At 65.6% G+C, this 24164-nt stretch carries 18 protein-coding genes; 17 read left to right on the top strand and 1 reads right to left on the bottom strand.

The features are described from left to right. Nucleotides 1-45: 45 nt before the first annotated feature. The 15 genes from JMY28_RS01640 to JMY28_RS01710 all read left to right on the top strand — a co-directional run bounded on the left by JMY28_RS01640 (nt 46) and on the right by JMY28_RS01710 (nt 21040). The gene (locus tag JMY28_RS01640; RefSeq protein ID WP_158757133.1) at nt 46-297 is read left to right on the top strand and encodes an acyl carrier protein; all 252 of its coding nucleotides are present in this window, start codon (nt 46-48) and stop codon (nt 295-297) included. Beyond that, nucleotides 294-1553: an acyl-CoA dehydrogenase family protein gene (locus tag JMY28_RS01645; RefSeq protein ID WP_201693949.1), complete on the top strand. Its 1260-nt coding sequence runs from the start codon at nt 294-296 to the stop codon at nt 1551-1553. The genes JMY28_RS01640 and JMY28_RS01645 overlap by 4 nt, the downstream gene beginning before the upstream one ends. Nucleotide 1554: 1 nt before the next feature. Next, a complete protein-coding gene (locus JMY28_RS01650; protein ID WP_201693951.1) occupies nt 1555-2598 on the top strand; it encodes an amino acid--[acyl-carrier-protein] ligase in 1044 nt (347 codons plus the stop codon). After that, on the top strand, nt 2595-3650 hold the full coding sequence (locus tag JMY28_RS01655) for a DUF1839 family protein (RefSeq protein WP_201693953.1): 1056 nt from the start codon (nt 2595-2597) through the stop codon (nt 3648-3650). Before JMY28_RS01650 ends, JMY28_RS01655 begins: the two co-directional genes overlap by 4 nt. Before the next feature lie 79 nt (nt 3651-3729). Beyond that, a complete protein-coding gene (locus JMY28_RS01660) occupies nt 3730-6261 on the top strand; it encodes a glycoside hydrolase family 2 protein (protein ID WP_201693955.1) in 2532 nt (843 codons plus the stop codon). Between the two features lie 46 nt (nt 6262-6307). Continuing rightward, a complete protein-coding gene (locus JMY28_RS01665; protein WP_201693957.1) occupies nt 6308-7399 on the top strand; it encodes an acyltransferase family protein in 1092 nt (363 codons plus the stop codon). 911 nt (nt 7400-8310) lie between these two features. Continuing rightward, a complete protein-coding gene (locus JMY28_RS01670; protein ID WP_201693959.1) occupies nt 8311-9045 on the top strand; it encodes a Crp/Fnr family transcriptional regulator in 735 nt (244 codons plus the stop codon). Between the two features lie 26 nt (nt 9046-9071). Beyond that, complete coding sequence (locus JMY28_RS01675) at nt 9072-10466, top strand: undecaprenyl-phosphate glucose phosphotransferase (RefSeq protein ID WP_201693966.1); 1395 nt, start codon at nt 9072-9074, stop codon at nt 10464-10466. Between the two features lie 19 nt (nt 10467-10485). Continuing rightward, a complete protein-coding gene (locus JMY28_RS01680; RefSeq protein ID WP_201693968.1) occupies nt 10486-11442 on the top strand; it encodes a glycosyltransferase family 2 protein in 957 nt (318 codons plus the stop codon). 38 nt (nt 11443-11480) lie between these two features. Next, nucleotides 11481-12746 (top strand): polysaccharide biosynthesis/export family protein, encoded by a 1266-nt coding sequence (locus JMY28_RS01685; RefSeq protein ID WP_201693970.1) that lies wholly within the window; start codon nt 11481-11483, stop codon nt 12744-12746. A gap of 24 nt (nt 12747-12770) precedes the next feature. Continuing rightward, nucleotides 12771-15185 carry a polysaccharide biosynthesis tyrosine autokinase gene (locus JMY28_RS01690; RefSeq protein WP_201693978.1) on the top strand — a complete coding sequence of 805 codons (2415 nt, stop codon included), beginning with the start codon at nt 12771-12773 and terminating at the stop codon, nt 15183-15185. Between the two features lie 59 nt (nt 15186-15244). Then, entirely contained in the window at nt 15245-16417 is a 1173-nt protein-coding gene (locus JMY28_RS01695; protein WP_201693980.1) for a hypothetical protein, read from the top strand. 98 nt (nt 16418-16515) lie between these two features. Beyond that, nucleotides 16516-17838 carry a hypothetical protein gene (locus tag JMY28_RS01700; RefSeq protein ID WP_201693982.1) on the top strand — a complete coding sequence of 441 codons (1323 nt, stop codon included), beginning with the start codon at nt 16516-16518 and terminating at the stop codon, nt 17836-17838. 73 nt (nt 17839-17911) lie between these two features. Then, nucleotides 17912-19027 (top strand): acyltransferase family protein, encoded by a 1116-nt coding sequence (locus JMY28_RS01705; RefSeq protein WP_201693983.1) that lies wholly within the window; start codon nt 17912-17914, stop codon nt 19025-19027. 300 nt (nt 19028-19327) lie between these two features. Next, the gene (locus JMY28_RS01710) at nt 19328-21040 is read left to right on the top strand and encodes a hypothetical protein (protein WP_201693985.1); all 1713 of its coding nucleotides are present in this window, start codon (nt 19328-19330) and stop codon (nt 21038-21040) included. A gap of 18 nt (nt 21041-21058) precedes the next feature. On the opposite strand, the gene JMY28_RS01715 is transcribed toward JMY28_RS01710, so the two are convergent. Beyond that, nucleotides 21059-22216 carry a hypothetical protein gene (locus tag JMY28_RS01715; RefSeq protein WP_201693987.1) on the bottom strand — a complete coding sequence of 386 codons (1158 nt, stop codon included), beginning with the start codon at nt 22214-22216 and terminating at the stop codon, nt 21059-21061. A gap of 365 nt (nt 22217-22581) precedes the next feature. Between JMY28_RS01715 and JMY28_RS01720 the strand changes: the two genes are divergently transcribed. Both JMY28_RS01720 and JMY28_RS01725 read left to right on the top strand, forming a co-directional pair. Next, entirely contained in the window at nt 22582-23655 is a 1074-nt protein-coding gene (locus JMY28_RS01720) for a glycosyltransferase family 2 protein (protein WP_201693989.1), read from the top strand. Next, nucleotides 23648-24070 (top strand): GtrA family protein, encoded by a 423-nt coding sequence (locus JMY28_RS01725; RefSeq protein WP_201693991.1) that lies wholly within the window; start codon nt 23648-23650, stop codon nt 24068-24070. The genes JMY28_RS01720 and JMY28_RS01725 overlap by 8 nt, the downstream gene beginning before the upstream one ends. Nucleotides 24071-24164 lie beyond the last annotated feature (94 nt).

The following is a 24164-nucleotide window of genomic DNA, read 5'->3' on the forward strand; positions in this document are numbered from 1 at the left end:
AACCCCAAGCGTCCAAGCGACCTTTTCTCTGAAGGGGGCAATTTCATGAAAACAGCACTGCGCCGCATCCTGTCCGAGTCCGCCCGTCTCGACGTACCGCCCGACACCCTGGCGGACGACGCCGATCTCTACGCCGCCGGGCTCTCGTCGCTCGCGACCGTGCACCTGATGCTCGCGATCGAGGACGAATTCGGCATCGAGATTCCCGACCGGATGCTCACCCGCCGGCTCTTTTCCAGCATCGATTCGCTTGCCGCGGCCGTGACCGAGCTTCAGCAGGCAAAGGCGGCCGTATGAACGCGCCGTTGATGCAAGACGCCGCGCCCGCCACAGGTGACGCGCCGGCCGCCCCGCTCACCGCCATTGAGCCGGCCGCGAGCTGGCGTGCCGCCGCGCAGCGCGCAATGCAAGTTGCGGCGCAGCACGCCGATTCCGTGGACCGGGAAGCGCGCTTCCCGACCGAGGCCTTCGACGCCCTGCGCCGCGAGCGCCTGCTCTCGGCCATGGTGCCGACGCGCTTTGGCGGCGCGGGCCTCTCGCTCGCGGATGTCGCGACGATCTGCGAAACGCTCGCGCAGGGTTGCGCCTCGACCGCCATGGTCTACGCCATGCACCAGATCCAGGTGGCCTGCGTCGAGGAACACGGCAGCGGCACGCCGTGGCACGAGGCGCTGCTCGAGCGAATCGTTTCCGAACAACTGCTGCTGGCCTCGGCAACGTCTGAGGAAACCATCGGCGGTGCAATGCGCACGAGCGCCTGCGCGGTCGAGGTGGACGGCGAGCGTTTTCGGATCGAAAAGCTCGCGCCGACGATCTCGTATGGCGCGCAGGCCGACAGCATTCTCGTCACGGCCCGCCGCAACGCGGAAGCCGCCGCCTCCGACCAGGTGATGATCGTCACGCTGCGCGAGCAAACCACGCTGGAAAAGCGCGGCGTGTGGGACTCGATGGGCATGCGCGGCACCTGTAGCGAAGGCTTTCGCTTCATCGCGAGCGGCGACGCCACGCAAATCCTGCCCACGCCGTTCAGCGAAATCGCCGACCAGACCATGCTGCCGGTCTCGCACACGCTGTGGGCGGCCGTGTGGACGGGGGTGGCTGGCGACGCCGTGAACCGCGCGAAGGCGTTCTTCCGCGCCCAGGCGCGCGCGAAGCCCGGCTCGGTGCCGCCGGCCGGCATGCGCCTCGCTCAAGCCACGGGCCTCCTGCAGATGATGCAGGCGCGCCTCGCCGTCGCGCTCGACGCCGCGCGCACCGCGCACAACGCCAAGCACGGCGCGAACCAGGCCGACTTGCCGCTTTCGGCGCTGCTCGGCTTCGCCTCCGACATGAACACGCTCAAGACGAGTGTCTCGACCACGGCGCTGCAGGTGGTCCAGGAAGTTCTGATGATCGTCGGCATGGCGGGCTACAAGAACGGCACGGAATACAGCGTGGGCCGCCACCTGCGCGACCTCTACTCCGCGCCGCTGATGATCAACAACGACCGCATCGCGCAGAACACCGCGAGCCTGCTGCTGGCCCAGCGTCCTGCCGCTCCTGGGGGAGTCTGAAATGAGCACGATCACCGATACGTCCGCCGCGGCCCAAGAGGCTGCCGCCCGTGAAGCCGCCGCCGAACTCGAAGCCGACCCGACCCTGCGCGATCGCCTGCTCGCGAAGGGCATCCTGATCGACACGGGTGAAAACGGCCTGTACGGCCGCAGCGCGGTCTTCGAGGACATCGTCGACCGCCTGAACGTGGCGATCTCGCACCTCGGCGCGGACCAGCAGCCCGAGCTGCTGCGCTTTCCGCCCGCCATGCGCCGCACGGACTTCGAGGACAGCGAGTACCTCAAGAACTTCCCGCAGCTGGCCGGCACGATCCACTCGTTCTGCGGCGACGATGGCGGCCACCGACGCCTGTTGCGCGCGCTCGACGACGCCATGGCCGAGCGCGACGACGACCGCGACGACGCCTGGCTCGGCCAGCAAAAGGCCACGCGCGTGGTGCTCACGCCGGCTGCGTGCTATCCGATCTATCCGGTGATCGCCCGGCGCGGTCCGCTGCCCGAAGGCGGCGCGACCATCGACGTGCTGTCGTACTGCTTCCGCCACGAGCCTTCGCTCGACCCGGCCCGCATGCAGATGTTCCGCCAGCGCGAATACGTGCGCCTTGGCAACGCGGAGCAGGTCATGGCGTTCCGCCAGATGTGGATCGACCGCGGCTCGGCGCTCGTGCGCGCGCTCAATCTGCCGCTCGACGTCGATCTCGCCAACGACCCGTTCTTCGGGCGCGGCGGCAAGATCGTCGCGGACAGCCAGCGCACGCTTGCGCTCAAGTTCGAGCTGCTGATCCCGGTGGCGAACCCGGAAAGCAAGACCGCGTGTCTGTCGTTCAACTATCACATGGACCACTTCGGCGCGATCTGGAAGATCGCCTGCGCCGATGGCTCCGTCGCGCATACGGGCTGCGTGGGCTTCGGCATGGAGCGCATCACGCTCGCGCTCTTCCGCCACCACGGCCTCGACGTGAACGCCTGGCCCGACGACGTGCGCGCCTTGCTCTGGGGCGACACGCGTGCGCGCATTGCGCAGGCGCTGGAGGGCCTGGTATGAGCGCGCCGCTCTCGAGCCCCGAGTCGCTCACGGCCGCGGCGCCCGCGGCACCTGTGGCACCGGCTGCGCCCGCCGTGGTCGTGCCGCTGCGCCCGCCGCGCGGCGAGCACGCTTCGCACGTGCTGCACCAGGGCGAGCGCGTGTGGGTGGAGACCAACTGCTACGTCGACCTGTGGATCGAAGTGCTGCACGGTTTCGGGCTCGACCCGCGCGCCGGCTTCGCGTTCACGGTCACGCAGGACTTCGAGGGCGACCAGTTCACGTTCTTCAAGTTTCCGCTCGAAGACCTCGAAACGCTCTACGGCACCCAGGTGCAGGAGCTGGCGATCTACGACTCGCTCGAAGACCGCGTGCACGCGCAAACGCTGCGCGGCCACACGGTGCTCGTGGAAGTGGACGGCTATTACCTGCCGAACACGCGCGCCACGTCGTACCGGCGCGAGCATCCGAAAACCACGGTCGGTATCGATTTCATCGATCCGGTGGAAAGGCGCCTCGGCTACTTCCACAACACGGGCTACCACCGGCTGGAAGGCAGCGATTACGACGGCGTGTTCCGCAAGCTGCCGCAGTTTTTTGACCAGCCCGACCTGCTGTTTCCGTACGTGGAGTTCTGCAAGCAGGCGCACGCGCCGCTTACCGGGCTGGACCTCGCGGAAGCCTCTGCGGAGCTGCTGCGCACGCATCTCGGACGCCGGCCGCGGCACAACCCGGTCACGCAGTGGCGTGCGGCGTTTCCCGAGCAACTCGACGCCCTGCTCACGCGCGGCGAACGGTACTTCCACCTGTACTCGTTCAACTTGATGCGGCAGTTGGGCGCGAACTTCGAGTTCCTCTCCAAGTACCTGCAGTGGCTGAACGAGCAGGGCTTCGACGTGCCCGAGGAAATTGTTGCGAGCGCGCAAACCATTGCGTCGGAGTCGATGGTGATGCAGTTCCGGCTCGTGCGGGCCATGGCGCGCAAGCGCCCCGACCTCTGCACCGACTGCTTCGATACGCTCGAAGCGGCCTACGACAACACGCTGCCGCCGCTTGCCAGGCTGATGGGCTGATCGCCGGGTCGTGGGATTGAGCGTTTGATTGGCTGTGCCGGCCGGGCAGCAACCACAAGTCCATAGAAAAGGAGCCGCCGTGCGGGCGTTGCCAACCGATATCTTCGATCCGCCGGGCCGCCCAGCCGACACGGCGCACGAAGCCTCTCTCGAGGGCGCGGCCACCGTCTGGCCCCGCCCGCTCGACGCCGGCTGGCAATGCCTGACCACGCGCGCGGGCGAGTGCGCATCGCCCGCCGACTGGCCCGCCGAGGGTTGGCTCGCCGCCTCGGTGCCGGGCACCGTGGCGGCGGCATGGCGCGCCGCCGGGCGGCTCGACATCGGCCATCCGCCGGCCTTCCAGCAGGACGATCACTGGTATCGCGTCCAGGTGACCGGGAATGGCGTGCAACGCCTGCGCCTGCACGGTCTCGCGACGCTCGCGGAAGTCTGGCTCGGCGGCGAGAAGCTGCTCGACTCGGACTCGATGTTCGTCGCGCATGACCTCGACATCGCGCTCGAAGGCCATGCCACGCTCGCGCTGTGCTTCCGCTCGCTCGCGCCGCTGCTCGCCGCGCGGCGCGGCCGCGCGCGCTGGCGCCCGCGCCTCGTGAATCCGCCGACGTTACGCAACGTGCGCACCACGCTGCTGGGCCATATGCCGGGCTGGTGCCCGAGCGTGGAAGCCGTGGGCCCGTGGCGTCCCATCGAATGGCTCGGCGACGCGCCGCATGCATTCGACACGATCGACGTCGCCACCTCGCTCGACGGCGACGACGGCATCGTGTCGTTCACGCTCACGTTCGTGCGCGAGCAACCGGCTACGGCAGCAGCGCAGCTCTCGTGCGCCGGCGCACAGGCCGCGCTCGCCCGGCGCGACGCGCGCACGCTAAGCGGCGAGTTGCGCGTGGCTGACGTCGAGCGCTGGTGGCCGCACACGCATGGCACGCCGACGCTTCATGCCCTCGCGCTGCGACTGGGCGGCGAAACGTTCGATCTGGGCCGCGTGGGCTTTCGTACGATCGAAGCGAACCACGGCGACGACGGCAATGGCTTCGCACTGCGCATCAACGGCACGCCCGTGTTCTGTCGCGGCGCCTGCTGGACGAGCGCCGACCTCGTGACGCTCTCAGGCCACCCCGACGAACTCGCGCGCTGGTTCGCGCTCGCGCGCGACGCGGGCATGAACATGCTGCGCGTGGGCGGCACGATGGTCTATGAATCGGACGTTTTTTATCGTCTCGCGGACGAGCACGGCATCCTCATCTGGCAGGACTTCGCGTTCGCCAACTTCGATTACCCGAGCGACGACGCCTTCCTCGCCTCGGTCACGCGCGAAGCCACGCAGTTTCTCGCACGCACGCGCCGCCATGTATCGCTTGCCATCACCTGTGGCGGCAGCGAGATCGACCAGCAGGCCGCGATGTTCGGCTTGACGCCCGAGCAGCGCGAGCAGCCGCTCTTCACGAAACACTTGCCAGAACTCGTCGCGCGCGAGCGGCCCGACATCCAGTACGTGACGAATTCGCCCTCGGGCGGCACCTGGCCGTTCGGCACGCGCTCGGGCATCACGCATTACTATGGCGTCAGCGCCTATCAGCGGCCCATGAGCGACGTGCGGCGCTCCGACGTGCGTTTCGCGGCCGAATGCCTGGCGTTCGCCAACATTCCCGACGACGCCACGTTGCACGACGGTCTCGGCACGATCCACTGCCACGATCCGCGCTGGAAGGCCGCCGTACCGCGCGACCCAGGCGCCGGCTGGGACTTCGACGACGTGCGCGACCACTACGTGCAGGCCGTGTACGGCCATGAGGCCGCGCGGCTGCGCTACGAAGATCCGCAGCGCTTTCTGGACCTCTCACGCGCCGTGGTGGCCGAACTCATGACCGAGGTCTACGCCGAATGGCGGCGCGCGGGCTCGCGCTGCGGCGGCGCGCTCGTCTGGCAGTTTCAGGACCTGCGCCCGGGCGCGGGCTGGGGCGTGGTCGATTCGCTGCGGCGCCCCAAGAGCGCATGGCATGCGCTTGCGCAGGCGTTCAAGCCCGTGCACCTCGGCATTACCGATGAAGGCTTGAACGGCCTCGACCTGCACCTCGTCAACGAGACGGCGAAGCCGCTCGACGCCACGCTCGAACTGCTCTGCCTGCGCGATGGCGCGGTCAGGGTGGCCGAAGCGAGCCGCGAGATCGAGCTTGCGCCGCGCAGCGCGCGCACCGTGAGCGCCGCCGACTGCCTTGGGCGTTTTTTCGACTTCACGCACGCCTACCGCTTCGGCCCGCGTCCGCACGACGTGACGATTGCCACGCTGCGCGATCGCATAAGCGGCGCGATCCTCGCCGAGGCGTTCCACCTGCCCGAAAAACGCGCGCTGGAGCGCCACGATCTGGGCATCACTGCCACGCTCGAAGAAACATCCGAAGGATGGCAACTCGTGCTGCAAACGCTGCGCTTCGCACGCTACGTCTACGTGGCCGACGCGCACTACGTCGCGGTGCCGAACTGGTTCCATCTCGTGCCGGGCAGGCCGCGCACGGTCGCGCTCACGCCGCACGGCGAGACGGCCCGGCGTGCGGCGCCCGAGGGCGAGATTCGTGCGATCAATGCGTCGGCAACGGTCTTTTATCCGTAATGCCGGTGCAAAACGATCGCAGGATCGAACAACGACAGGACAGGCCATGAACACACGCAACCTGATCTCGCCGCCCGGTGCATTCCGCCTCGCACTGGCCGGCGCCGTTTGCCTTGGCCACGTACTGCCCGTCTCGATCGGCGCCGCCGCCGTGCATCTGTTCTTCGCATTAAGCGGCTACTGGATCTACCAGATGTGGCAAGCGGAATACGCGGTGCTGCCGCGGCCTTACACGTCGTTCGTGCTCTCGCGCGCGTGGCGCCTGCTGCCGGTGTTTTACGCAACCCTCGTCCTGCTCGCGCTGTGCGTCTGGCCGCTCGGGATTTTCGCGTTCCGCCTGCCCGCGCAGTGGACACCGTCCGCATTCAACTTCTACGAATCGCATCTGGCCATCTTCGGCTACGCGCAGCTCGATGCCCCCGGCAATGTCATTCCCACTGTCTGGTCGCTCGACATCGAGCTGCAGTTCTACGTGGTCGCGCCGATCGTGATCTGGCTGCTCACACGCAGCACGCATCGGGCCGCGATGGAGGCCGCCTTGATCGCCGTTGCGCTGGCAGGTTTCGTCGTGCTGTTCGGCAATTTCGGGCCGTGGCCGTCTCATTCGGTCTTGCCGCTCTACTTCGTCTTTTTCCTGGCCGGGATGCTGGCCGCCCGCCACGATTGGTCCCCGTCGAAGCAAACGGCTCATGCGAGCCTCGCCGCCGGCGCGCTGTTCTTCTTCGGCTGCCTCGCGCTGCCTCGCGCGCGCGAGCTGTTCCTGTGGGGCAGTTTCACCGGCCCGCTCATCCGCTATACGTTGGCCGCGAATTGCGTGCTGTCGCTGCTGCTGATCCCTTATGCGCTCGCCACTGTACGGCAGCCGGGCACACGCCGCGACCGCATGCTCGGCAATCTTTCGTACGAGGTGTATATCGTGCACGGCGCGGCGTTCACCGTCTTTCTCCAGCACTTCGAGCAGCTTCCGCGGGTCGCGCGGCTGCCGTGGATCGCGCTCATGCTCGTTGTCGTCGCGGTGCTGTCCTTGCTGATTTATCGCTGGGTCGACGAACCGTCCGAAAAACTGCGCCGCGCATTCTTCCGCTCGCGCCGCACGCAGGCCGCAACGCTCCCGCCCGGCGCGACGACGCCCATCTGACGTTCCCGCATGGCGTTTGCCGCGCTTTTACCAGGTAGCGAACCCATGCGCACCCCGAGCTTTTCGCACGCTCGGCACGGGCGCAATTGTCGAATCTAGACGCTCAAAAACACGCGATCTGTGCGCCTGCGCACGGTTGCTCGCCACCGGCCGAACGCTTCGAGTAAGCACTCGACGAAGCGTCTGCGGTGCGCAAAACGCAATGCAACAACAACGAAACAGGTTCGGCGCGAGCGAGCCCGGCGATGCGCAGCACACGCGCCGCCGCCGCCCTCTCCTGCGCCGCCAGACGCACGTGGCGTGTCTTGGCGCAAGCCCACCGTGGGAACCCGCATACACGCGTGCTCTTGCGCTCATGACGTGTCGGATTCGCGCTTCGCAGCGCGCTGCCGCTGTTTGCGTGCAACCAACATTCCGTGCGCCAGCGCACGCTAGTCACGGAACACATCTGAATCAATTTCGATTCGCGGCCGCAGGCGCTTCGAGACGCTCGCAAAACTTGTGTTTCAGCCGTGGGAGTTCACGCGAAACATTAAGTGCGCGTCCGGCAGGCCCGTCAAATCAAGGTGTTGCGAGCGAACCACGCCGCGCGGCGCATTGAGCCACGCCGCGCGCACTGTACAGAATTGAAACAAAAAGACCGACTTTTCCAGATGGCGATCCGCAGCCTGCGCTGCTGCGTCGCGCCACTGCTCGTTTTCGGGTCCGCTGGCACGCTCCTCGCTAACAGTCATGCCATACCAGCGCGTAACCGGTGACCACAAACCAGCACCGACGCGTCCGGGGGTATACGGGGCCCACACAACGTACTCATGGCCGCACGCCAGACATCAAGGCACAAGGCACACGGGACGACGTAGCGGGGAAAAACAGAACGCCGTGTTCGACACGGCTTCGTGCGAGGACCAATCATGCTTACCCTTCAATCCGATTTGCACGGCAATCATTTGCTCGGTGCTCTCCCGTCGCATGAGTGGCAGGCGCTTGCGCCCGATCTCGAGCTCGTCAATCTGCGAGCCGAGCAGCTGCTCTGCGACTCCGGCCAGCGGATCCACCACGTCTACTTTCCCACCACGGCGGTCATCTCGCTGTTGTCGACGATGGAAGACGGCGGCTCGGTCGAGCTGACGGCAGTTGGCCGCGAAGGCATGACCGGCGTGCCGATCCTCACCGGCGGCGAAACCATGCCGAGCCGCGTGCAGGTTCAGCACGCGGGCTTCGCCTACCGCATGAGCGCCCAGGCACTGCGCCAACACTTTGCGCGCTCGGACATGCTGCGCCGGCTCATGATGCTCTACATGCACGCGCTCCTCACGCAGATCGCCCAAACGGCCGCGTGCAACCGCCACCATTCGCTCTCCAGCCAGCTGTGCCGATGGCTCCTGAGCGAGACGGACCGCGTCGCGTCGAACGAACTCGCCGTTACGCAGCAGCGCATCGCCGACATGCTCGGCGTGCGCCGCGAAGGCATCACCGAAGCGGCGGGCAAGCTGCACGACCAGGGCCTCATCCACCACAATCGCGGCCGCATCCAGGTGCTGGACCGCGAGGGGCTCGAAGCGCGCGCCTGCGAATGCTACCGCCTCGTGCGCAGCGAGTTCGACCGCCTGCTGCCGCGCCTGCGTCAAGCCGAAACCGTCGCCTGAACGCAGCACGAGCAGGGGATTCGGACATGTTTCGCAATTCGGCTCGGGCCTTCGATGCGCTCTTCGTGATCGCCGGAGGCCTCCTCGCGCACGGCGCGCGCTACTCGGCGGCCATCGGACTCGAGGACACGCAGCGGCTCCTCGTCGCGTTCAACTGCGCGCTGGTGCTGCTGCTCTTCCCCGTGTTCGGCATCTACGAGACGTGGCGCGGCAAGTCGCTGCCGACGATGCTCGCGCGCACCGCCGCCGCGTGGCTCGTGGTCGTGGTGACTGGCCTCTTGCTCGTTTTCACGCTGCACCGCGCCGACACGATCTCGCGGCTGTGGTTTGCCTACGCGACGCTCATTTCCGGCGCGCTGATTCTCGCCACCAAGCTTGCCGCCCATCTGCTGCTGCGCGTGGCGCGCCGCCGCGGCCTGAACTACCGCACTGTCGCACTCGTGGGCGCACCGGGCTTCACACGCACACTGCTTGCGCATCTGGAGCAGCGCGCGCACGCGGGGTTCAAGCCCGTGTTCATGCTCGACACGACCCAGGCTGATCGCGATCCGACACACGCGGGGAACGCGAGCGTCAGCGGCTTGCCCATGTTCACGGAGATGAACGCGTTCGTGCAGAAAGTGCGCGACGAGCACATCAACGAAGTATGGCTCGCGCTGCCGCTCTCCGAGGAGCACACGATCTACCGCTTCACGCGCGCGTTCCAGAACGACTTCGTCAACCTGCGCTTCATTCCTGATACGCGCAGCCTCGCGCTCTTCAACCACACGCTCGTGGACGTGCTCGGCCTGCCCACTATCAGCCTGACCGGCATGCCGATCCCCACGCCGCAGATGTGGCCGAAGCTCGTGTTCGACCGCGTGTTCGCGCTCGCCGCGCTCGTGCTGATGATGCCGCTCTTCGCGCTCATCGCCATCGCGATCAAGCTGAACTCGCCGGGCCCAGTGTTCTTCAAGCAAAAGCGCAAGGGCATCGACGGCCGGACGTTCGAGATCTACAAGTTCCGTTCGATGACCGTGCATCACGAAGCCGCTGGCGTCATCACCCAGGCGAGCCAGCACGACGCGCGCGTGACGAAGGTGGGCGCATTCCTGCGCCGCACGAGCCTCGACGAGCTGCCGCAGTTCTTCAACGTGCTGCTCGGGCAGATGTCGGTCGTGGGTCCGCGCCCGCACGCGCTCGAACACGACGATCTCTACAAGGACCTCGTGTACGGCTACATGCACCGCTACCGCATCAAGCCCGGCATCACCGGCTGGGCCCAGGTGAACGGCTATCGCGGCGCCACGCGCAAAGTGGAAAAAATGGAAACGCGCGTGAAATTCGACCTTTTCTACATCCACAACTGGTCGTTCTGGTTCGACATCAAAATCGTGCTGATCACCCTCGTGAAGGGCTTTGTCGGCCATAACGCGTATTGAAACGCATACGGGGAAACACGTGAATGAGGAATCGAGCCAGTCAGTAAATCTATCCGTGATCGTGCCGACGTACCGCCGGCCCGCCGATCTCGCACGCTGTCTCGCGGCGCTCGACACGCAGTGGCGCCCCGCCGACGAAGTGGTCGTCGTCGTGCGCGAGGACGACCACGCCACGCACGCGATGCTCGACGCGCGGCCAGCGGGCCCCGGCACGCGCAACCTGCGCGTCGCGCGCATTACGCAGCCGGGCGTCGTGGCCGCCTACAACCTCGGCATGGAAACGGCGCGCGGCGACATTCTCTGCTTCACCGACGACGACGCCGCGCCGCACCGCGACTGGACCCAGCGCATGGCCGAAGCGTTCGCGCGCGACAGCACGCTCGGCGGCATTGGCGGGCGCGACATCGTGCATCAGCTCGGCACGATTCTCACGGGCGCGGCGCCCAACGTCGGGCTTGTGAGCTGGTATGGGCGGCCGGTTGGCAATCACCATATCGGCGCGGGTTCGGCGCGCCGCGTGCAGGTGCTCAAGGCCGTCAACATGGCGTTCCGGCGCGCCGCCGTGCAAGGCGTGCGCTTCGACGAGCGGCTGCGCGGCAGCGGCGCGCAGGTGCACTGCGAAATGCTGTTCAGCCTGGATGTCGTGCGGCGCGACTGGAAGCTGATGTACGACCCGACGATCCTCGTCGATCACTTCCCGGCGGCGCGCAGCGACGATGATCAGCGGTATGTGTTCAACCGCACAGCGTTCTACAACGCTTCGTTTAATCTGCGATTCATCATGCGCGACCACCTCTCACCGGCAGGTCGCTGGGCTTTTATCTTTTACGCCACGCTGATTGGCACGCGCGCGGACCCGGGGCTTGGCCGCGCGCTCACGCTGGCATTTGGCCGGACCGGGCCGATGGTGGCCATGCAGCAGTGGTGGATTGGCGTACGCGCTCTTTTTGGCGCCTGGCAGCAGGAAAGACGCTGAAAGGATCGGCGCGCACACGTAACGCGGGGAAACAGACCATGCAGACAAAAACGATCATCGCGGGGTTGGCAATCTCGTCGCTATGCGCGTGCAGTTTCACGCCCGGCGGTTTCTTCGACGAAAGCAACCTGCGCGAACCCCCTCCGCCGGCACAACAGACGGCGCCGCCCGTCTATGACGTGCAGCAGATCAACGCGCAATTTTTCGCCCAGCATCCGGACGATGACACGGCGTTGCTGACCTGCCCGCTCACGTGCCTCACGCCGACCACGCGCGCGGAATACATCTATCACATCGGCATCAACGATTCGCTGCAGGTGATCGTGTGGGATCACCCCGAGCTGACCTCGCAAGGCGGGGCGAGCGCGGGTACGCCGCCGTTGCCGGGCCTCTCGGCGGGCGGCAGCGCCGGCGGTTCGGCGGGCGGCGGTGGTGGCGCAGCCGGCGGCGGCGGGGGCGGTGGCGCACTCGGTGGCACCACCGGCGGCGGCCAGATCGGCGGCCTGGAGCTGCGCGTGGCGAGCGACGGCACGATCTTCTTCCCGCGCGTGGGCCGCGTGAAGGTGCTCGGCCTCACCGCCGAACAGGTCCAGCAAAAGCTCACGCAGGGTTTGAGCAAGACGATCCGCAACCCGCAGCTCGACGTGCGCGTGACGGGCTTCAACAGCAAGCAGATCCAGGTGCTCGGCGACGTGCGCCAGCCCGCGGGCCAGGCGATCACCGACATGCCGCTGTCGATCGTCGACGCGCTCAACCGCGCGGGCGGCGCCAACCAGGACGCCGACCTGCAAAACATCGGCGTCACGCGCGAAGGCGTGCGCCATCAGATCGACGTCGATTCTCTGGTCTCGAGCGGCAATATCAACCAGAACGTGCTGCTCAAAGACGGCGACATCGTCGACGTGCCCGACCGTGCCAACAGCCGCGTGTTCGTGCTCGGCGAAATCGCGCATCCGTCGATCGTGCCGATGAACCGCGGCAAGCTCACGCTCGCCGACGCCATCGCGAACGCCAACAGCATCGACAACCGCACGTCGAACCCGCATGCCATTTACGTAATTCGCGGCATCGATCCGCAGCCCGGTCCGAACCACACCGTGAAGACAAAGCTCGCCACGCCCGAGGTGTATCGCCTCGACATGACCCAGGTCGACTCCATCATGCTGATGACCCGGTTCGAGCTGGAGCCGCGCGATGTGGTGTACGTGCAGATCGCCCAGTCGGCGCGCTTTAACCGCCTGCTCGACCTGATCACGCCGTCGCTGCAGACGATCTTCTTCACGAAAGAACTCGTGAACCCCTGATTACCGCGATCGAGAGAGCTGACAATGAGTACCTATGACATTGAAGACGTCTCGCCGGCCCGCGGGAGCGACGAGGACGAGGTGATGCGCGATCTGGTGCGCATGGTGGTCGACCAGATCTGGTGGGTGATCGGCATCGTGGCGGTCGTGCTCGGCGCCGCCGTGTTCTACGCCCAGACCGCCACGCGCATCTATTCCGCGGACGCCATGCTGCAAATCGACCCGGCGCAGCAAGGCTCGGGAACCGCCGCGGCGATCGGCTCGCTTTCGACCTCTGGCGGCGGCATGGTGCGCACCGACGCCGAAATCGAAATCATCAAGAGCCGCAGCGTGGTCGAGCCCGTGGTCGAGCAGTTCAAGCTGAACTTCGGCGCGGGCCCGAAGACGATGCCCTACCTCTCGCGCATCTCGCATCTGTTCGCGCGTCCGGGCCACCCGATGCCCGCCTGGTTCGGCATGCGCTCCTATGCATGGGGCGGCGAGCAGTTCGCCGTCGATTCGATCAGCGTACCCAAGGCGCTCGAAGGCGTGCAGCTCACGCTGCGCGCGCTCGGCGACGGCCGCTTCAATCTGTTCGATCCGGCAGGCCGTTTGCTGCTGACCGGCAACGCCGGCAAGCCGGCCGAAGGCAACGGCGTCACCATCAACGTAACGCAGCTCGTCGCGCGCCCCGACACTGAGTTCTTCGTCACGCGCGCCAATCAGCTCGACGCCGTCATGGGTCTGGCGGGTGGCCTGGGCGTCATGGAGCGTGGCCACGACACCGGCATCGTGCAGCTTTCGTTCATGGGCACGGACCCGAAGGCGATCACCGCGATCACCAACGCCGTCGCGCAGTCGTACCTCTCGCAACGCACGACGCGCGCGCAGGAGGAAGCGAGCAAGATGCTCGACTTCCTGAATAGCGAGCTGCCGCGGCTGCGCGAGGACCTGCAACGCGCGGAGCGCGCGCTCTCCGAGTACCAGGCGCGGGCCGGCACGTTCCAGCCGTCGGCGGAGGCCTCGGTGTATCTGGCAGGTGGTCTCGATTACGAAAAGCAGATCGCGGCGCTGCGCATCGCGCGCGCGCAGCTGATCACGCGCTTCACGGTCGACAGCCCCGAGGTCCAGCAGGTCGACGCCCAGCTGGCCGCCCTTTCCGCCGAACGCGCGCGCTTCGAAGATCACTTCAAGGGCCTGCCGGGCACGGAGCGCGAAGCCGTCTCGCTGCAGCGCGACGCGAAGGTCGCCAACGACATCTACGTCGCCCTGCTCAACCGCACCCAGGAACTGTCGATCCAGAAGGCGGGTACGATCGGCAACGTGCACATCATCGACGAGGCGCTCGTGCCGACCGTACCGGTCGCGCCCAAGTCCGGCCTCATCATTTCCGCGGGTGCGCTCCTCGGCGTGCTCGCGGGGATCGGCTTCGCGTTCTGCCGCCATATGTTCATCACGGGAATCTCGGACCCCGAAACGATCGAGCGGCGCTTCTCGCTGCCGATCTTCGGCTCGATTCCGCTCTCGGCCGAGCAAACGCGCAGCGATCTGCAACTCGTCAACAGCAAGCACGCCGCGCTGCCCGCGCCCTCGCGAAGCGGCATGATGCGCGTGCTGCCCTCCAGCGTCGCGCGCCTGCTCCGCCCGCATGGCGCACGCAACAGCGCTCACAACGGCGCCCGCGTGGGCGAGCGCGGCCACACGGCGGCGGCCGACACGTTGCCGGTTCCGGCACCGTACGCGCCCACCCGCGCGCTGCTCGCCAAGACGCATCCGTTCGACACCTCGGTCGAGGGTCTGCGCGGGCTGCGCGCGACGCTGCAATTCGGCCTCGTCGATACGCCGAACCGCATCGTCGCGTTCACGAGCCCGACGCCCGCCGACGGCAAGAGCTTCCTGTGCGCGAATCTCGCCGCCCTGTTCGCCGAGTCCGGCAAGCGCGTGCTGCTGATCGACGCCGACCTGCGGCGCGGCCGCCTCGCGCAGTACTTCGGCCGCTCGCCCAAGGGCGGGCTGACCGAGTTGCTCACGGGCCAGGTGGACTTCGATATCGCCGCGCGCGCCACGGGCGTTTCGGGGCTGCACTTCATCGCGGCCGGCGCGTATCCGCCGAACCCCTCCGAAATCCTGACGTCGAGCCGCTTCGCGGACGTGTTGCGACGCTTCTCCGACGAGTTCGATCTCGTGATCGTCGACACGCCGCCGCTGCTCGCCGTAGCCGATTCGTCGATCGTCGCGAACCTGGCCGGCGCGACGGTGCTCGTGATCCGCGCGGGCGCCCATACGGAGCGTGAGATCGGCGCGTCGCTCAAGAAACTGCAGCGCGCGCGGGCGCATGTGGTCGGCGGCGTGCTGAACGCGGTGGAGGTCAAGCGCAGCGCCCGCTATGGCCACTATGACTACGCGTACGCCTACACGTACACCACAGACCCGTCCAGCACGGACTATTCTCAGCCCTGACGTGTGAGCCCGCGGGGCCGTGCGAACGTGCGGCCCCGCGCTTCTTGACGGAGTGTCCCATGGACCGGCAGCAGCCCTTTGGCGCGCGCGTCACACGCAGCGTGATGCGCTTGTGCATTTACCTGCTCGTCGCGGCAGCCGCCTTCTGCGGCAGTTACGCCAAGCACAGCTTCGGTGATGGCCACGCGGGCACCTCGCTGACGGACGTCCTCGACGGCACCGCCGATCGGCCGTACGTCTATCGCCAACTGCTGCCCGCTATCGCGAATGCGGGGGAAAAGCTGCTGCCGGGGTCCGTCAAAGCGCATTTTCTCGAGCATCTCGCGAAGGATGCCCCGGCGCACAACCCGCTGCGCGCCACGTTCGCGCGCGCGACGAGCACGGACGATCCCGCCTATGCGCTGCGCTATTACATCGTGTATGGCCTCTCCTTCGGTTCGTTGCTCGTCGCGATGCTGATGCTGCGTCGGGTCTGCCTCGACCTCGTTGGCCACGAAGTGGCCGCCACGCTGGCGCCGCTCGTCCTCGCCATCGCCGTGCCGGCCACGTACTACTACGATTTTCCCGAGATGATGTTCATGACGATCGCCGTATGGCTCGCGTGCCGGGCGAAGATCGCGTGGCTCGTGGCCCTCGCGCTCGTGGCGACGCTCAATAAGGAGTCGTTCCCGCTCTTTGCCGTGACGCTCTATCCATTCCTGCGCCTGCGCGCCTCGCGCCGCGCGGCCGTGGCATGCATCGGCGCCTGCGTCGTCGCAGGTGTGATCGTCAATGCGTGGATCAAATACCGGTATGCGGGCAACGCCGGGAGCCCGGCGCTGTTCAATCTCTGGTTGAACCTCCACTTCTTTGCCAATCCGCGCAACTACTTCCTGACCGAGTGGACGTATGGCATTCCGATGCCGCGCCCGACCCATATCGTGCTGCTCGTGCTGCTCGCGCTGCTCGCGCTCACCGGCTGGGGCGCGCTGCCAGCGTGCGCGCGCCGGCACGCGTTGCTCGCTGTAGCGTGCAACGTGCCGCTCTTTCTCGCACTCGGCTACGTCGACGAAGTGCGCGCGCTCAGCATGCTCGACGTGAGCGCGACGCTCTTGCTGTGCACCACCGCCACGGTCTATCTCGCCGGCACGGGAGACAGGCGGCGTACCGCGTCCACCCGGGCCCATGGCTCGCCTGTGGCGTCTGGCGGCGGACTGCCCGGCCGCCCGGCCCAAACAGTCAGCGAGACCTAGACAGTCCGCAAGCAACAGATGCTCAGCCGCCGCAGCGGGTCCATTCGAATCGCCGTGCGAAGCCGGTCGATCGATCCGGAGAAAGATAGGGGGATACAGTGAAACGAGTGAATTTATGGATCGTCCTCGCGCTCATGGGCGCGGGCGTTGCGCTCGTCTGGGGTGTGACCGCGTACGCGCCCGAAACCATGAACTGGAGCGCGTATGGCTATACCGACTGGCTGATCACCTATGACCTCGGGTTCGTCCGGCGCGGTCTCGGCGGCGCGCTGCTCGGACTCGTGCGCGAGAACGCCAACTGGATCAGCACGATCAACCACCTCGTGTTCGTGAATTACACGGTGCTGTGCGTGCTGATGTTCGCACTGTGGCGCGCCTCGCGCTGGCAGAGCACCCCCGCGATCGTGCTCGCGTTGCTGCTGCCGGGCGGGCTCCTGCAAATGGCTTTCGGCGACGAATACTTCTTTCGCAAGGAGATGCTGTTCCATATCTCGCTCGCGATCGATTGCCTGATTTACGTGTACATCTGCCGCGCCAACTCGGATGCTGCGCGCTCGCCCGCCGCGTGGCTGTTCTACGTCGTATTCCTCGCGCAGTGCGCAATCCTCCCGTTGTTTCACGAAGGATTCGTGTTCATCTCGTTCCCGGCCTTCTACCTGCTCGCACGACGCATTGCACAGATGTTCCCCACGCGCCGCGCTTTCACGTGGCTCGTGCGGCTCGGGCTTTTCATCCAGCTGGTCATGCTCGGCGTGTGCTTCGCCTTTCGCGGCAACCCGCACCTCGCGGGCGAGATGTGGATGATGCTAGACCCTGCGCTGCGCGCCTCCTTGTCGCCCAAGTCGCCGGATATCCCCTTCGGCGCGGTGACCGTGCTCGGCTGGAGTGCGCTCGCCAATCTCGCGCTCTCGCTGCATGTGATCGTCTCCGGGCAGTTCTGGGAATGGGCGCTGGGCGCGGTCGGCATTGGCGCGGTGCTCGCCTTCGTCACGTCGCGGCGCGATGCGAGCGGCGGAGTGTGCTCGCCCGACCTGCTGCGCCGTCATCTCGCGGTCCTGTGGTTTCTTGCGCTCTGCTCGACGCCGATCTTCGTGCTCGCGATGGACTGGGGACGCTGGCTTTCGGCCGTCTCGCTGTCCTACGTGATGCTGCTGCTCGCCGATGGCACGGGGTCGATCACGACGCCCGATCTGATACGCCTCGTTCCCGCGGCCTTGCGCGCGCGCCTCGAACCGTCGATCCAGTACGTTTCGCGCGACCTGATACCCGCGATCGCCTATCGCAGCGGGCGCAACGGCAAGATGCTCTTCGCGCTGTCGCTGTTCTACTGCCTGACATTCCGGCTGCCCGAATGCTGCATGCTGATGGGCTTCAGCCCCTTCTACCGGTTCCGGCCACTGTTCGACCAGTTTTTCCACTGAACCGCCCGAGGGCTTGCACACCGCAGAAGCGCCACGCGCAACCCTGCGCCCCTGTCGGGCAGCGAGAAGCACGATGAAAAACAACGCCGGCCGGGGCAGCAACGGCAAGATCGATTACCTCGAAGCCCTGCGCTTCATTCTCGCGTGCCTGACCATGGCCTGGCACTACTACTATTTCGGGCCGCTGCTCGGCGTGATCGGCGCCGCGCCCATCCATTTCCCGGGGGTGCGCTACTGCTCGTTCGGCGTCGATATCTTCTTCGTCATGAGCGGTTTCATCATCATCGGTTCGGCGCTCTCCCACACTGCCGGCGAATTCCTCACGAATCGACTCGTGAGACTTGGCCCGTGCCTGCTCGTCTGCGCCTCGATCACCTTTGCGGCGACCTTCGTCGCCGGTTACTCGCCTTCGCCTCTGAGCCTGCTCAGTTCCATTCTCGTGCTGCCGCTTCCGGTCATTTCAGGCGTCGACTGGTCGTACTGGTCGCTCGGCATCCTCGTGACCTTCTACGTCATCGTGTTCTTCACGATGCAGGTCGTCGACATCAGCAAACACATCACCACGCTCGCGCTGCTGCTCACTCTTTACAGCGCCGCGACACTGGTGCCAGGTTTTCCGCTCAAGGCCAGCCCGATGAGCCCCTTCCCGTTCGAGCAGTACGCGCCCTACTTCGCGGCCGGGATGCTCCTCTACCAGATCATCATGAAAAAGCGCCGCTCGGCCGGCGTGCTCGTGACCCTGGCGGTCACCTTTGTCCTCATCGCGATTCGCTCGTGGATGGACGCCGCGCGCATTTCGGAGCTGCTCACGAATACGAGCGCGGCGCCCATCAGCGGTCCCTTCATGGCACTGGCCGCGCTCGGCATTTTCATTTGCTTTACGCGAAAGGCAAACTACGCGTGGCTCCAACGGTTCTACTCGGTGCTCGGCAAGACGGCCTATCCGATCTATCTGATCCACCAGAATCTTGGCTATATGATCATCAGTTTCGCCGAGAAGCGGCTGCATCTCAGCCTTGATATGCGCCCCTTCGTGATGGCAGGCATGATCGTGCTCTCAATGGGGATCGCCGTGTATCTCGAGCCGCGCCTTGCCGTGGGCTATCGCCGGTTCCTTAACCTGTTGGCCATCGCGACGCGCCCGATTTGGGCACGCGCCTCGAAGGCGACAGTGCACGACGCCGAATAGCCCCCATAGCCGCCATCCCCGCTCCGCTCAGCCACATCGCACCGCGTCGTGCTGCGCGACCTGCGACGCGCCTTGTCGCGCGTCATGGTGCGCTGCCGTACAGAGCAGCGCCCCCGCCACTCATAGCATCAGGCCTGACAACGCCGGATTGCTCCCGGCACGGCGCCGCTGCCACGTGCAAACGGCGAGGTCCGCAACACATGCGGCCCCCCGCACGCACTGCCCGCGTCCGTCATCCCCTCCGCGCCGATACATCACGGCACGCTCCGGCATCCGGACCTTCATTCGGGCTTTGTGCATATGGACACGCTTTTCACCACCAAACCGCTTGCGAGCGACCGTCGTGACTACGTCGCCATTCTGCTACCGGTAACAATCTGGCTGATCGCGGTCATCGCCGTCAATCCAGTCGGCAACATCCCGCTCAACGACGACTGGTCGTACGCGCTTACGGTACGCACGCTGCTCGAAACCGGCCAGTTCACGCCGGGCGGCTATACGTCGATGACGCTGGTTGGGCAGACCCTCTGGGGCGCGCTCTTTTGCCTGCCGTTCGGCTTCTCGTATACGGCGCTGCGCGTCTCGACGATCGTCGCCGGAGCCATCGCGCTTGGCGCGCTTGCGTGGCTCTTGCAGGACGCAGGCTGCGACCGCCGCAAGACTGTGGCGGCGACGCTGGTGCTGGGCTTCAATCCGATCTGGCTCCTGCTGTCCCTTTCGTTCATGACCGACATCGAGTTCGCCGCGTACTCGATCGTCTCCACGATGATCTTCTGCCGCTTCCTGCGCAGCCGCAAAACCGGCACCTTGCTCGCGGCCATCGCGTTCGCGCTCGCCGCGGTTTCGGTGCGCCAGCTCGGGCTGAATCTGGCGATGGCGATGTTCGCCGCGCTTGTGCTCGAATCGCGCAAGGACAAGCGCGCCATCGCGCTCAGCGCCGCCGGAGTCGCCGCCGGCATTGCGCTCCTCGCCGGTCTCGCGTTCTGGCTGAACGCGCGCCACGCGACGCCGGCCTTGGCAAACGCACCCACCGAGTGGCTCGGGCGCTCGTTCGCCTCGCTGCATACATTCGCTGTCAAGTTCGAGCAGTACGGGCGCGGCATTTTTGTGCACATGGGCTGGTTCCTCTGCCCAGTGCTGCTCTGGCGTGCCCCCGCCATGATCGCGAGCTATCGCCGCCAGCGCTATGGGCGAGCGATCCTCGTTGCCGCCGCCGTGCTCGGGGCGCTCTGGTTCGTGCTGATGGCGGCCGTTCACCCGCTGCCGCTCGACTGGGTCACGATCAACGACGGCGGCCTGGGTCCCGTCCGGCTGCACAGCGCGCCCGACACGCTGCCCGGACCCGCGCCGCTGCCCAAGGCGTTCTGGATTCTCATGACCTTCATCGCGGTCAGCGGGGCCACGCTCATGCTGCTCGAAGTGGGGCTCGTGCTCAGATCGCTCGTCAACGCGCTACGCAAACGCCAGTTCGATGCCACGGCGTCCGTGCGTGCGTTCCTGCTGTTCAACGCCGTCATCTATCTCGGGCCGCTTTTCGTGGCCGGCTATTTCGACCGCTATCTGCTCGTGCCGACCTTCGCGCTGCTCGCGCTCTTCACCATCGAATGGCAGTGGGCCGAGAACGCGGCGCCCTGTGAGTTGCCGCACAAGCGCGCCCGTGGATTCGCCGCGGCGGCCGTGTTCTCCCTTGTCCTCACGGGCGCCTATGCCGTGGCCGGGACCCATGACTACATGAGCTGGAACCGCGCCCGCTGGAGCCTTCTCGACACACTGCTCAGTCAAGGAGTGAAGCCGGAGCAGATCGACGGCGGCGAGGAATTCAACGGTACGTTTCTGTACGACCCCAACTACGTCGAGTCGCCGACGAAGAGCTTCTGGTGGGTCATGGACGACGAGTACCTCGTGCAGTTCGGCGGCGAGGACGGCTATCACACGGTCGCGAGCGTCGAAGTGGACGGCTGGCTGCCCAACTTCCGCACGAACCTGCTTGCGCTGCGGCGCGATGCGCACTGACTGAGTTTCGCGTACCGGTTAGTGGCGCGAGATCGCAGGCGTCGCGTGCGGGTCGTGACGGGACTCAGTCACGATCGCAAGCGCCGGAGCGCTGCGGCTCGCATTCTCCATGTACACCGCAATGCCCTCGCACAGCAGCAGTGCCGAAGGCACGTAGAGCATGCTGAGTGCTCGCACCTCGTCGCCCCAGCCAAAGAGCAGATAGAGCGGCACGTTGATCGCAAGCGCGATCAGCGCGTGCTGGCGCGCCGCGCGCGGCAGCCGCTTCCAGCCCACGCGCGCGATCGTAAAGAGTGCGAACAGGATGATGACGTTGAAGCCCTTCGGCAGCAGGATGCCGTACGTCCAGTCGCTGAGCAGGTAGTTGCGCGGATCGGCGAGAAAGCGCAGGTTGACCATCAGGTTGAACTGGGCGATGTCGCCGGGATTGGCCGCATAGTGCAGCTTCATCACACCATTGACAGCGCCGCCCGCCAATACGCAAAGGCCCGTCACCGTCAGCGCGTGGCGCGCGGACAGTCGATCGCGCAGGAACGGGTACAGGCACACCACGAAGAACATGAACGATTCCTTGTTCAGCGTGGCGACCGGCGTGAGCACCAGCAGCCAGATCCCCTTGCCACGCGCGGCGAGCCACACGGCCAGCGCCATGAAGAAGAACTCGGGGAAGTCCCAGAAATTGCCGGCCGGCATGGCCAGTGCAAACGCGAGCGGTGCGAGCGTGGCGGCCGCGGCATGGCCGGTGATGTCGGCGCAGACGGCACGGAGCACGAGCATGCCCGCAAGCAACGCCACGAATAGCGTTCCATAAACCATGTAGTAGCGCAGCACGTAAGCCGGGTCGCGTGCTTCGGTGGCACGCTCGAACGTGTTGACGATCCAGTCGTGCTTCGGGTACTCATTGTGCAGGTGTGCGACCAGACTGGATTTCAGGTTCGCGGGCAACGCCTTGTCGACAAGGTTCGCCGCATACGGCACGAGTTGCCGATAGACGTACGGGCGATCGGCGGTGCCGTCGAGCATATGCACGATCGAATCGTGAGGGGAGTCGTCGCGCAATGCGTACTTCGAGAAGAAGCCGCAGTACGACGCGGCCGCAACGAGCACATACAGGGCAAATATCAAGGCACGCTTCGCGAGCGCGCCCTCGGCCACTAAACCTCCTGAAAGCTTCATCGTCGACTCCGTAGCGCCATGAGCGAGGCGCGTGCTCCGATTGGTGTCTGACGATAGCGGCCACTGGCCGCCGGCACAGTACGATGCGCCACATTGCGCGCTCGCGCAGCCCGCCCGTCGTGGCCTGGATCAGGGGCGCCCCGGCGATTTGCGGCTCCTGCCTCCTCCTTCCCCAATTGTTCCGATCGCCAGCGCGATTCGCAACGCAGGCCCGCGCACACGCAACGCATAAGCTTGCGAGTGTGCGCGTGCGAACGATGTTGTCGCTCGTCCCAGGCTAGATTCTGGCTCAGGCTGCATACATTGCGTTTCGAAGGGCCTTAGTTCTGCGCTTACAACCTCGAATTCCGCGGGAGAGGCAGGTCATGGACTACCTCGTTGGCCAGCAATTGCATGATTCCGCTCTTCTGAGGGAATCACCTGGAGAGCCGCTACCGTTGCGCGAGAGATATGTGGCCGGACTGCCCTTGACGCAACCGTGCGACACGGACGTCAAACTCCTGTCACTGGTCGTCCCTTTTTTCAATGAAGAGGAGGTGATCAGCCCGTTTTTCGATGCGACACTGCCGGTTCTCGATCTGCTCAAGGGAGTCACGTTCGAGATCGTGTGCGTGAACGACGGCAGCCGCGACAGCACGCTGCCGAGGCTCTACGCGCGGGCCGCCGCCGACAGTCGCATCCGGGTCATCGATCTCACCCGAAATTTCGGCAAGGAAGCGGCCCTGTCCGCCGGTCTCGACGAAGCATTGGGCGACATCATCGTGCCGTTCGACGCCGATCTGCAGGATCCCCCGCACGTCATCGCCCTGCTGCTTGAAAAGTGGCGGGAAGGCTATGACGTCGTCGTTGCCCGGCGCGTGAATCGCGATTCCGATACCTGGCTCAAACGCAAGACCGCGGCCATGTTCTACCGGATGCATAACGCCGTTTGCGACACTCACATTCCCGAGAATGTCGGGGACTTCCGGCTAATTACCCGAGAGGTTGCCGATGCACTGAAGCAGTTGCCGGAGACTCGGCGCTTCATGAAGGGGCTGTTTGCGTGGGTAGGCTATCGCACGGCGTTCGTCGACTATGTGCGCGAACCCCGCGCCGCTGGCGAGTCCAAGTTTTCCGGATGGAAACTGTGGAACTTTGCGCTGGAAGCATTCACCAGCTTTAGTACGTTGCCGCTGCGCGTGTGGACCTACGTCGGAAGCTTCGTGGCGTTGATCGCCTTCCTGTATGCCGCGTTTCTCATCGCGCGCACGCTGATCATGGGCGTCGCCGTCCCGGGTTATGCATCGATTCTGACTGTCGTGCTGCTGTTGGGAGGCGTTCAACTGATCGGCATTGGCGTACTCGGCGAATACGTCGGACGTATCTATGCCGAATCCAAAAAACGGCCGGTCTATCTGATAAGAAGCCGCTACCCCGCAGCGACAAAGCAAGATGTTTAGCACCAGGGTAGCGCTCAAATTCGTGACGTATGCCAGCATCGGTGCGCTTGGAACAGCCGCGCAATTTCTGACGCTGTACCTGGTTGTCCGCTCGGGCTGGAGCAACGCTGTGACCGGTACGGTCATGGGCGGGACAGTCGGCGCGGCGGTCAACTATGTCCTGAATCGAAGAATTACCTTCAAGACACGTATTCGGCATCTGTCGACGCTACCCAAGTTTCTCGCGATAGCCAGTCTGGGTGTGGTGGTCAGCGGTCTCACGATGAAGGCGCTGACCGACATCGTTCACCTGAATTACATGATTGCCCAGATTGGCGTCTCTGGCGTCGTGCTGCTTTTGACCTTTTTTCTCAACTCTATCTGGACGTTCGGAACGCGCAGCGCAATTCCGGACGCTGGCAGCACTCATGTTTAGTTCTGTTCCGTTGCATCTACCTTTTATGCGGTCCACGTCGCGAATCGCATAACTGGATTGTGTCCACCTTCCGGCCGATCACGACGTATCCAAC

Source organism: Paraburkholderia hiiakae (assembly GCF_904848665.1).
GTDB lineage: Bacteria > Pseudomonadota > Gammaproteobacteria > Burkholderiales > Burkholderiaceae > Paraburkholderia > Paraburkholderia hiiakae.

Coding starts and splice junctions, on each gene's coding strand:
- JMY28_RS01650 (WP_201693951.1), top strand. CDS start 1,555: ATGAGCACGATCACCGATACGTCCGCCGCGGCCCAAGAGGCTGCCGCC.
- JMY28_RS01690 (WP_201693978.1), top strand. CDS start 12,771: ATGAGTACCTATGACATTGAAGACGTCTCGCCGGCCCGCGGGAGCGAC.
- JMY28_RS01665 (WP_201693957.1), top strand. CDS start 6,308: ATGAACACACGCAACCTGATCTCGCCGCCCGGTGCATTCCGCCTCGCA.
- JMY28_RS01725 (WP_201693991.1), top strand. CDS start 23,648: ATGTTTAGCACCAGGGTAGCGCTCAAATTCGTGACGTATGCCAGCATC.
- JMY28_RS01655 (WP_201693953.1), top strand. CDS start 2,595: ATGAGCGCGCCGCTCTCGAGCCCCGAGTCGCTCACGGCCGCGGCGCCC.
- JMY28_RS01670 (WP_201693959.1), top strand. CDS start 8,311: ATGCTTACCCTTCAATCCGATTTGCACGGCAATCATTTGCTCGGTGCT.
- JMY28_RS01705 (WP_201693983.1), top strand. CDS start 17,912: ATGAAAAACAACGCCGGCCGGGGCAGCAACGGCAAGATCGATTACCTC.
- JMY28_RS01710 (WP_201693985.1), top strand. CDS start 19,328: ATGGACACGCTTTTCACCACCAAACCGCTTGCGAGCGACCGTCGTGAC.
- JMY28_RS01640 (WP_158757133.1), top strand. CDS start 46: ATGAAAACAGCACTGCGCCGCATCCTGTCCGAGTCCGCCCGTCTCGAC.
- JMY28_RS01720 (WP_201693989.1), top strand. CDS start 22,582: ATGGACTACCTCGTTGGCCAGCAATTGCATGATTCCGCTCTTCTGAGG.
- JMY28_RS01695 (WP_201693980.1), top strand. CDS start 15,245: ATGGACCGGCAGCAGCCCTTTGGCGCGCGCGTCACACGCAGCGTGATG.
- JMY28_RS01645 (WP_201693949.1), top strand. CDS start 294: ATGAACGCGCCGTTGATGCAAGACGCCGCGCCCGCCACAGGTGACGCG.
- JMY28_RS01675 (WP_201693966.1), top strand. CDS start 9,072: ATGTTTCGCAATTCGGCTCGGGCCTTCGATGCGCTCTTCGTGATCGCC.
- JMY28_RS01715 (WP_201693987.1), bottom strand. CDS start 22,216: ATGAAGCTTTCAGGAGGTTTAGTGGCCGAGGGCGCGCTCGCGAAGCGT.
- JMY28_RS01685 (WP_201693970.1), top strand. CDS start 11,481: ATGCAGACAAAAACGATCATCGCGGGGTTGGCAATCTCGTCGCTATGC.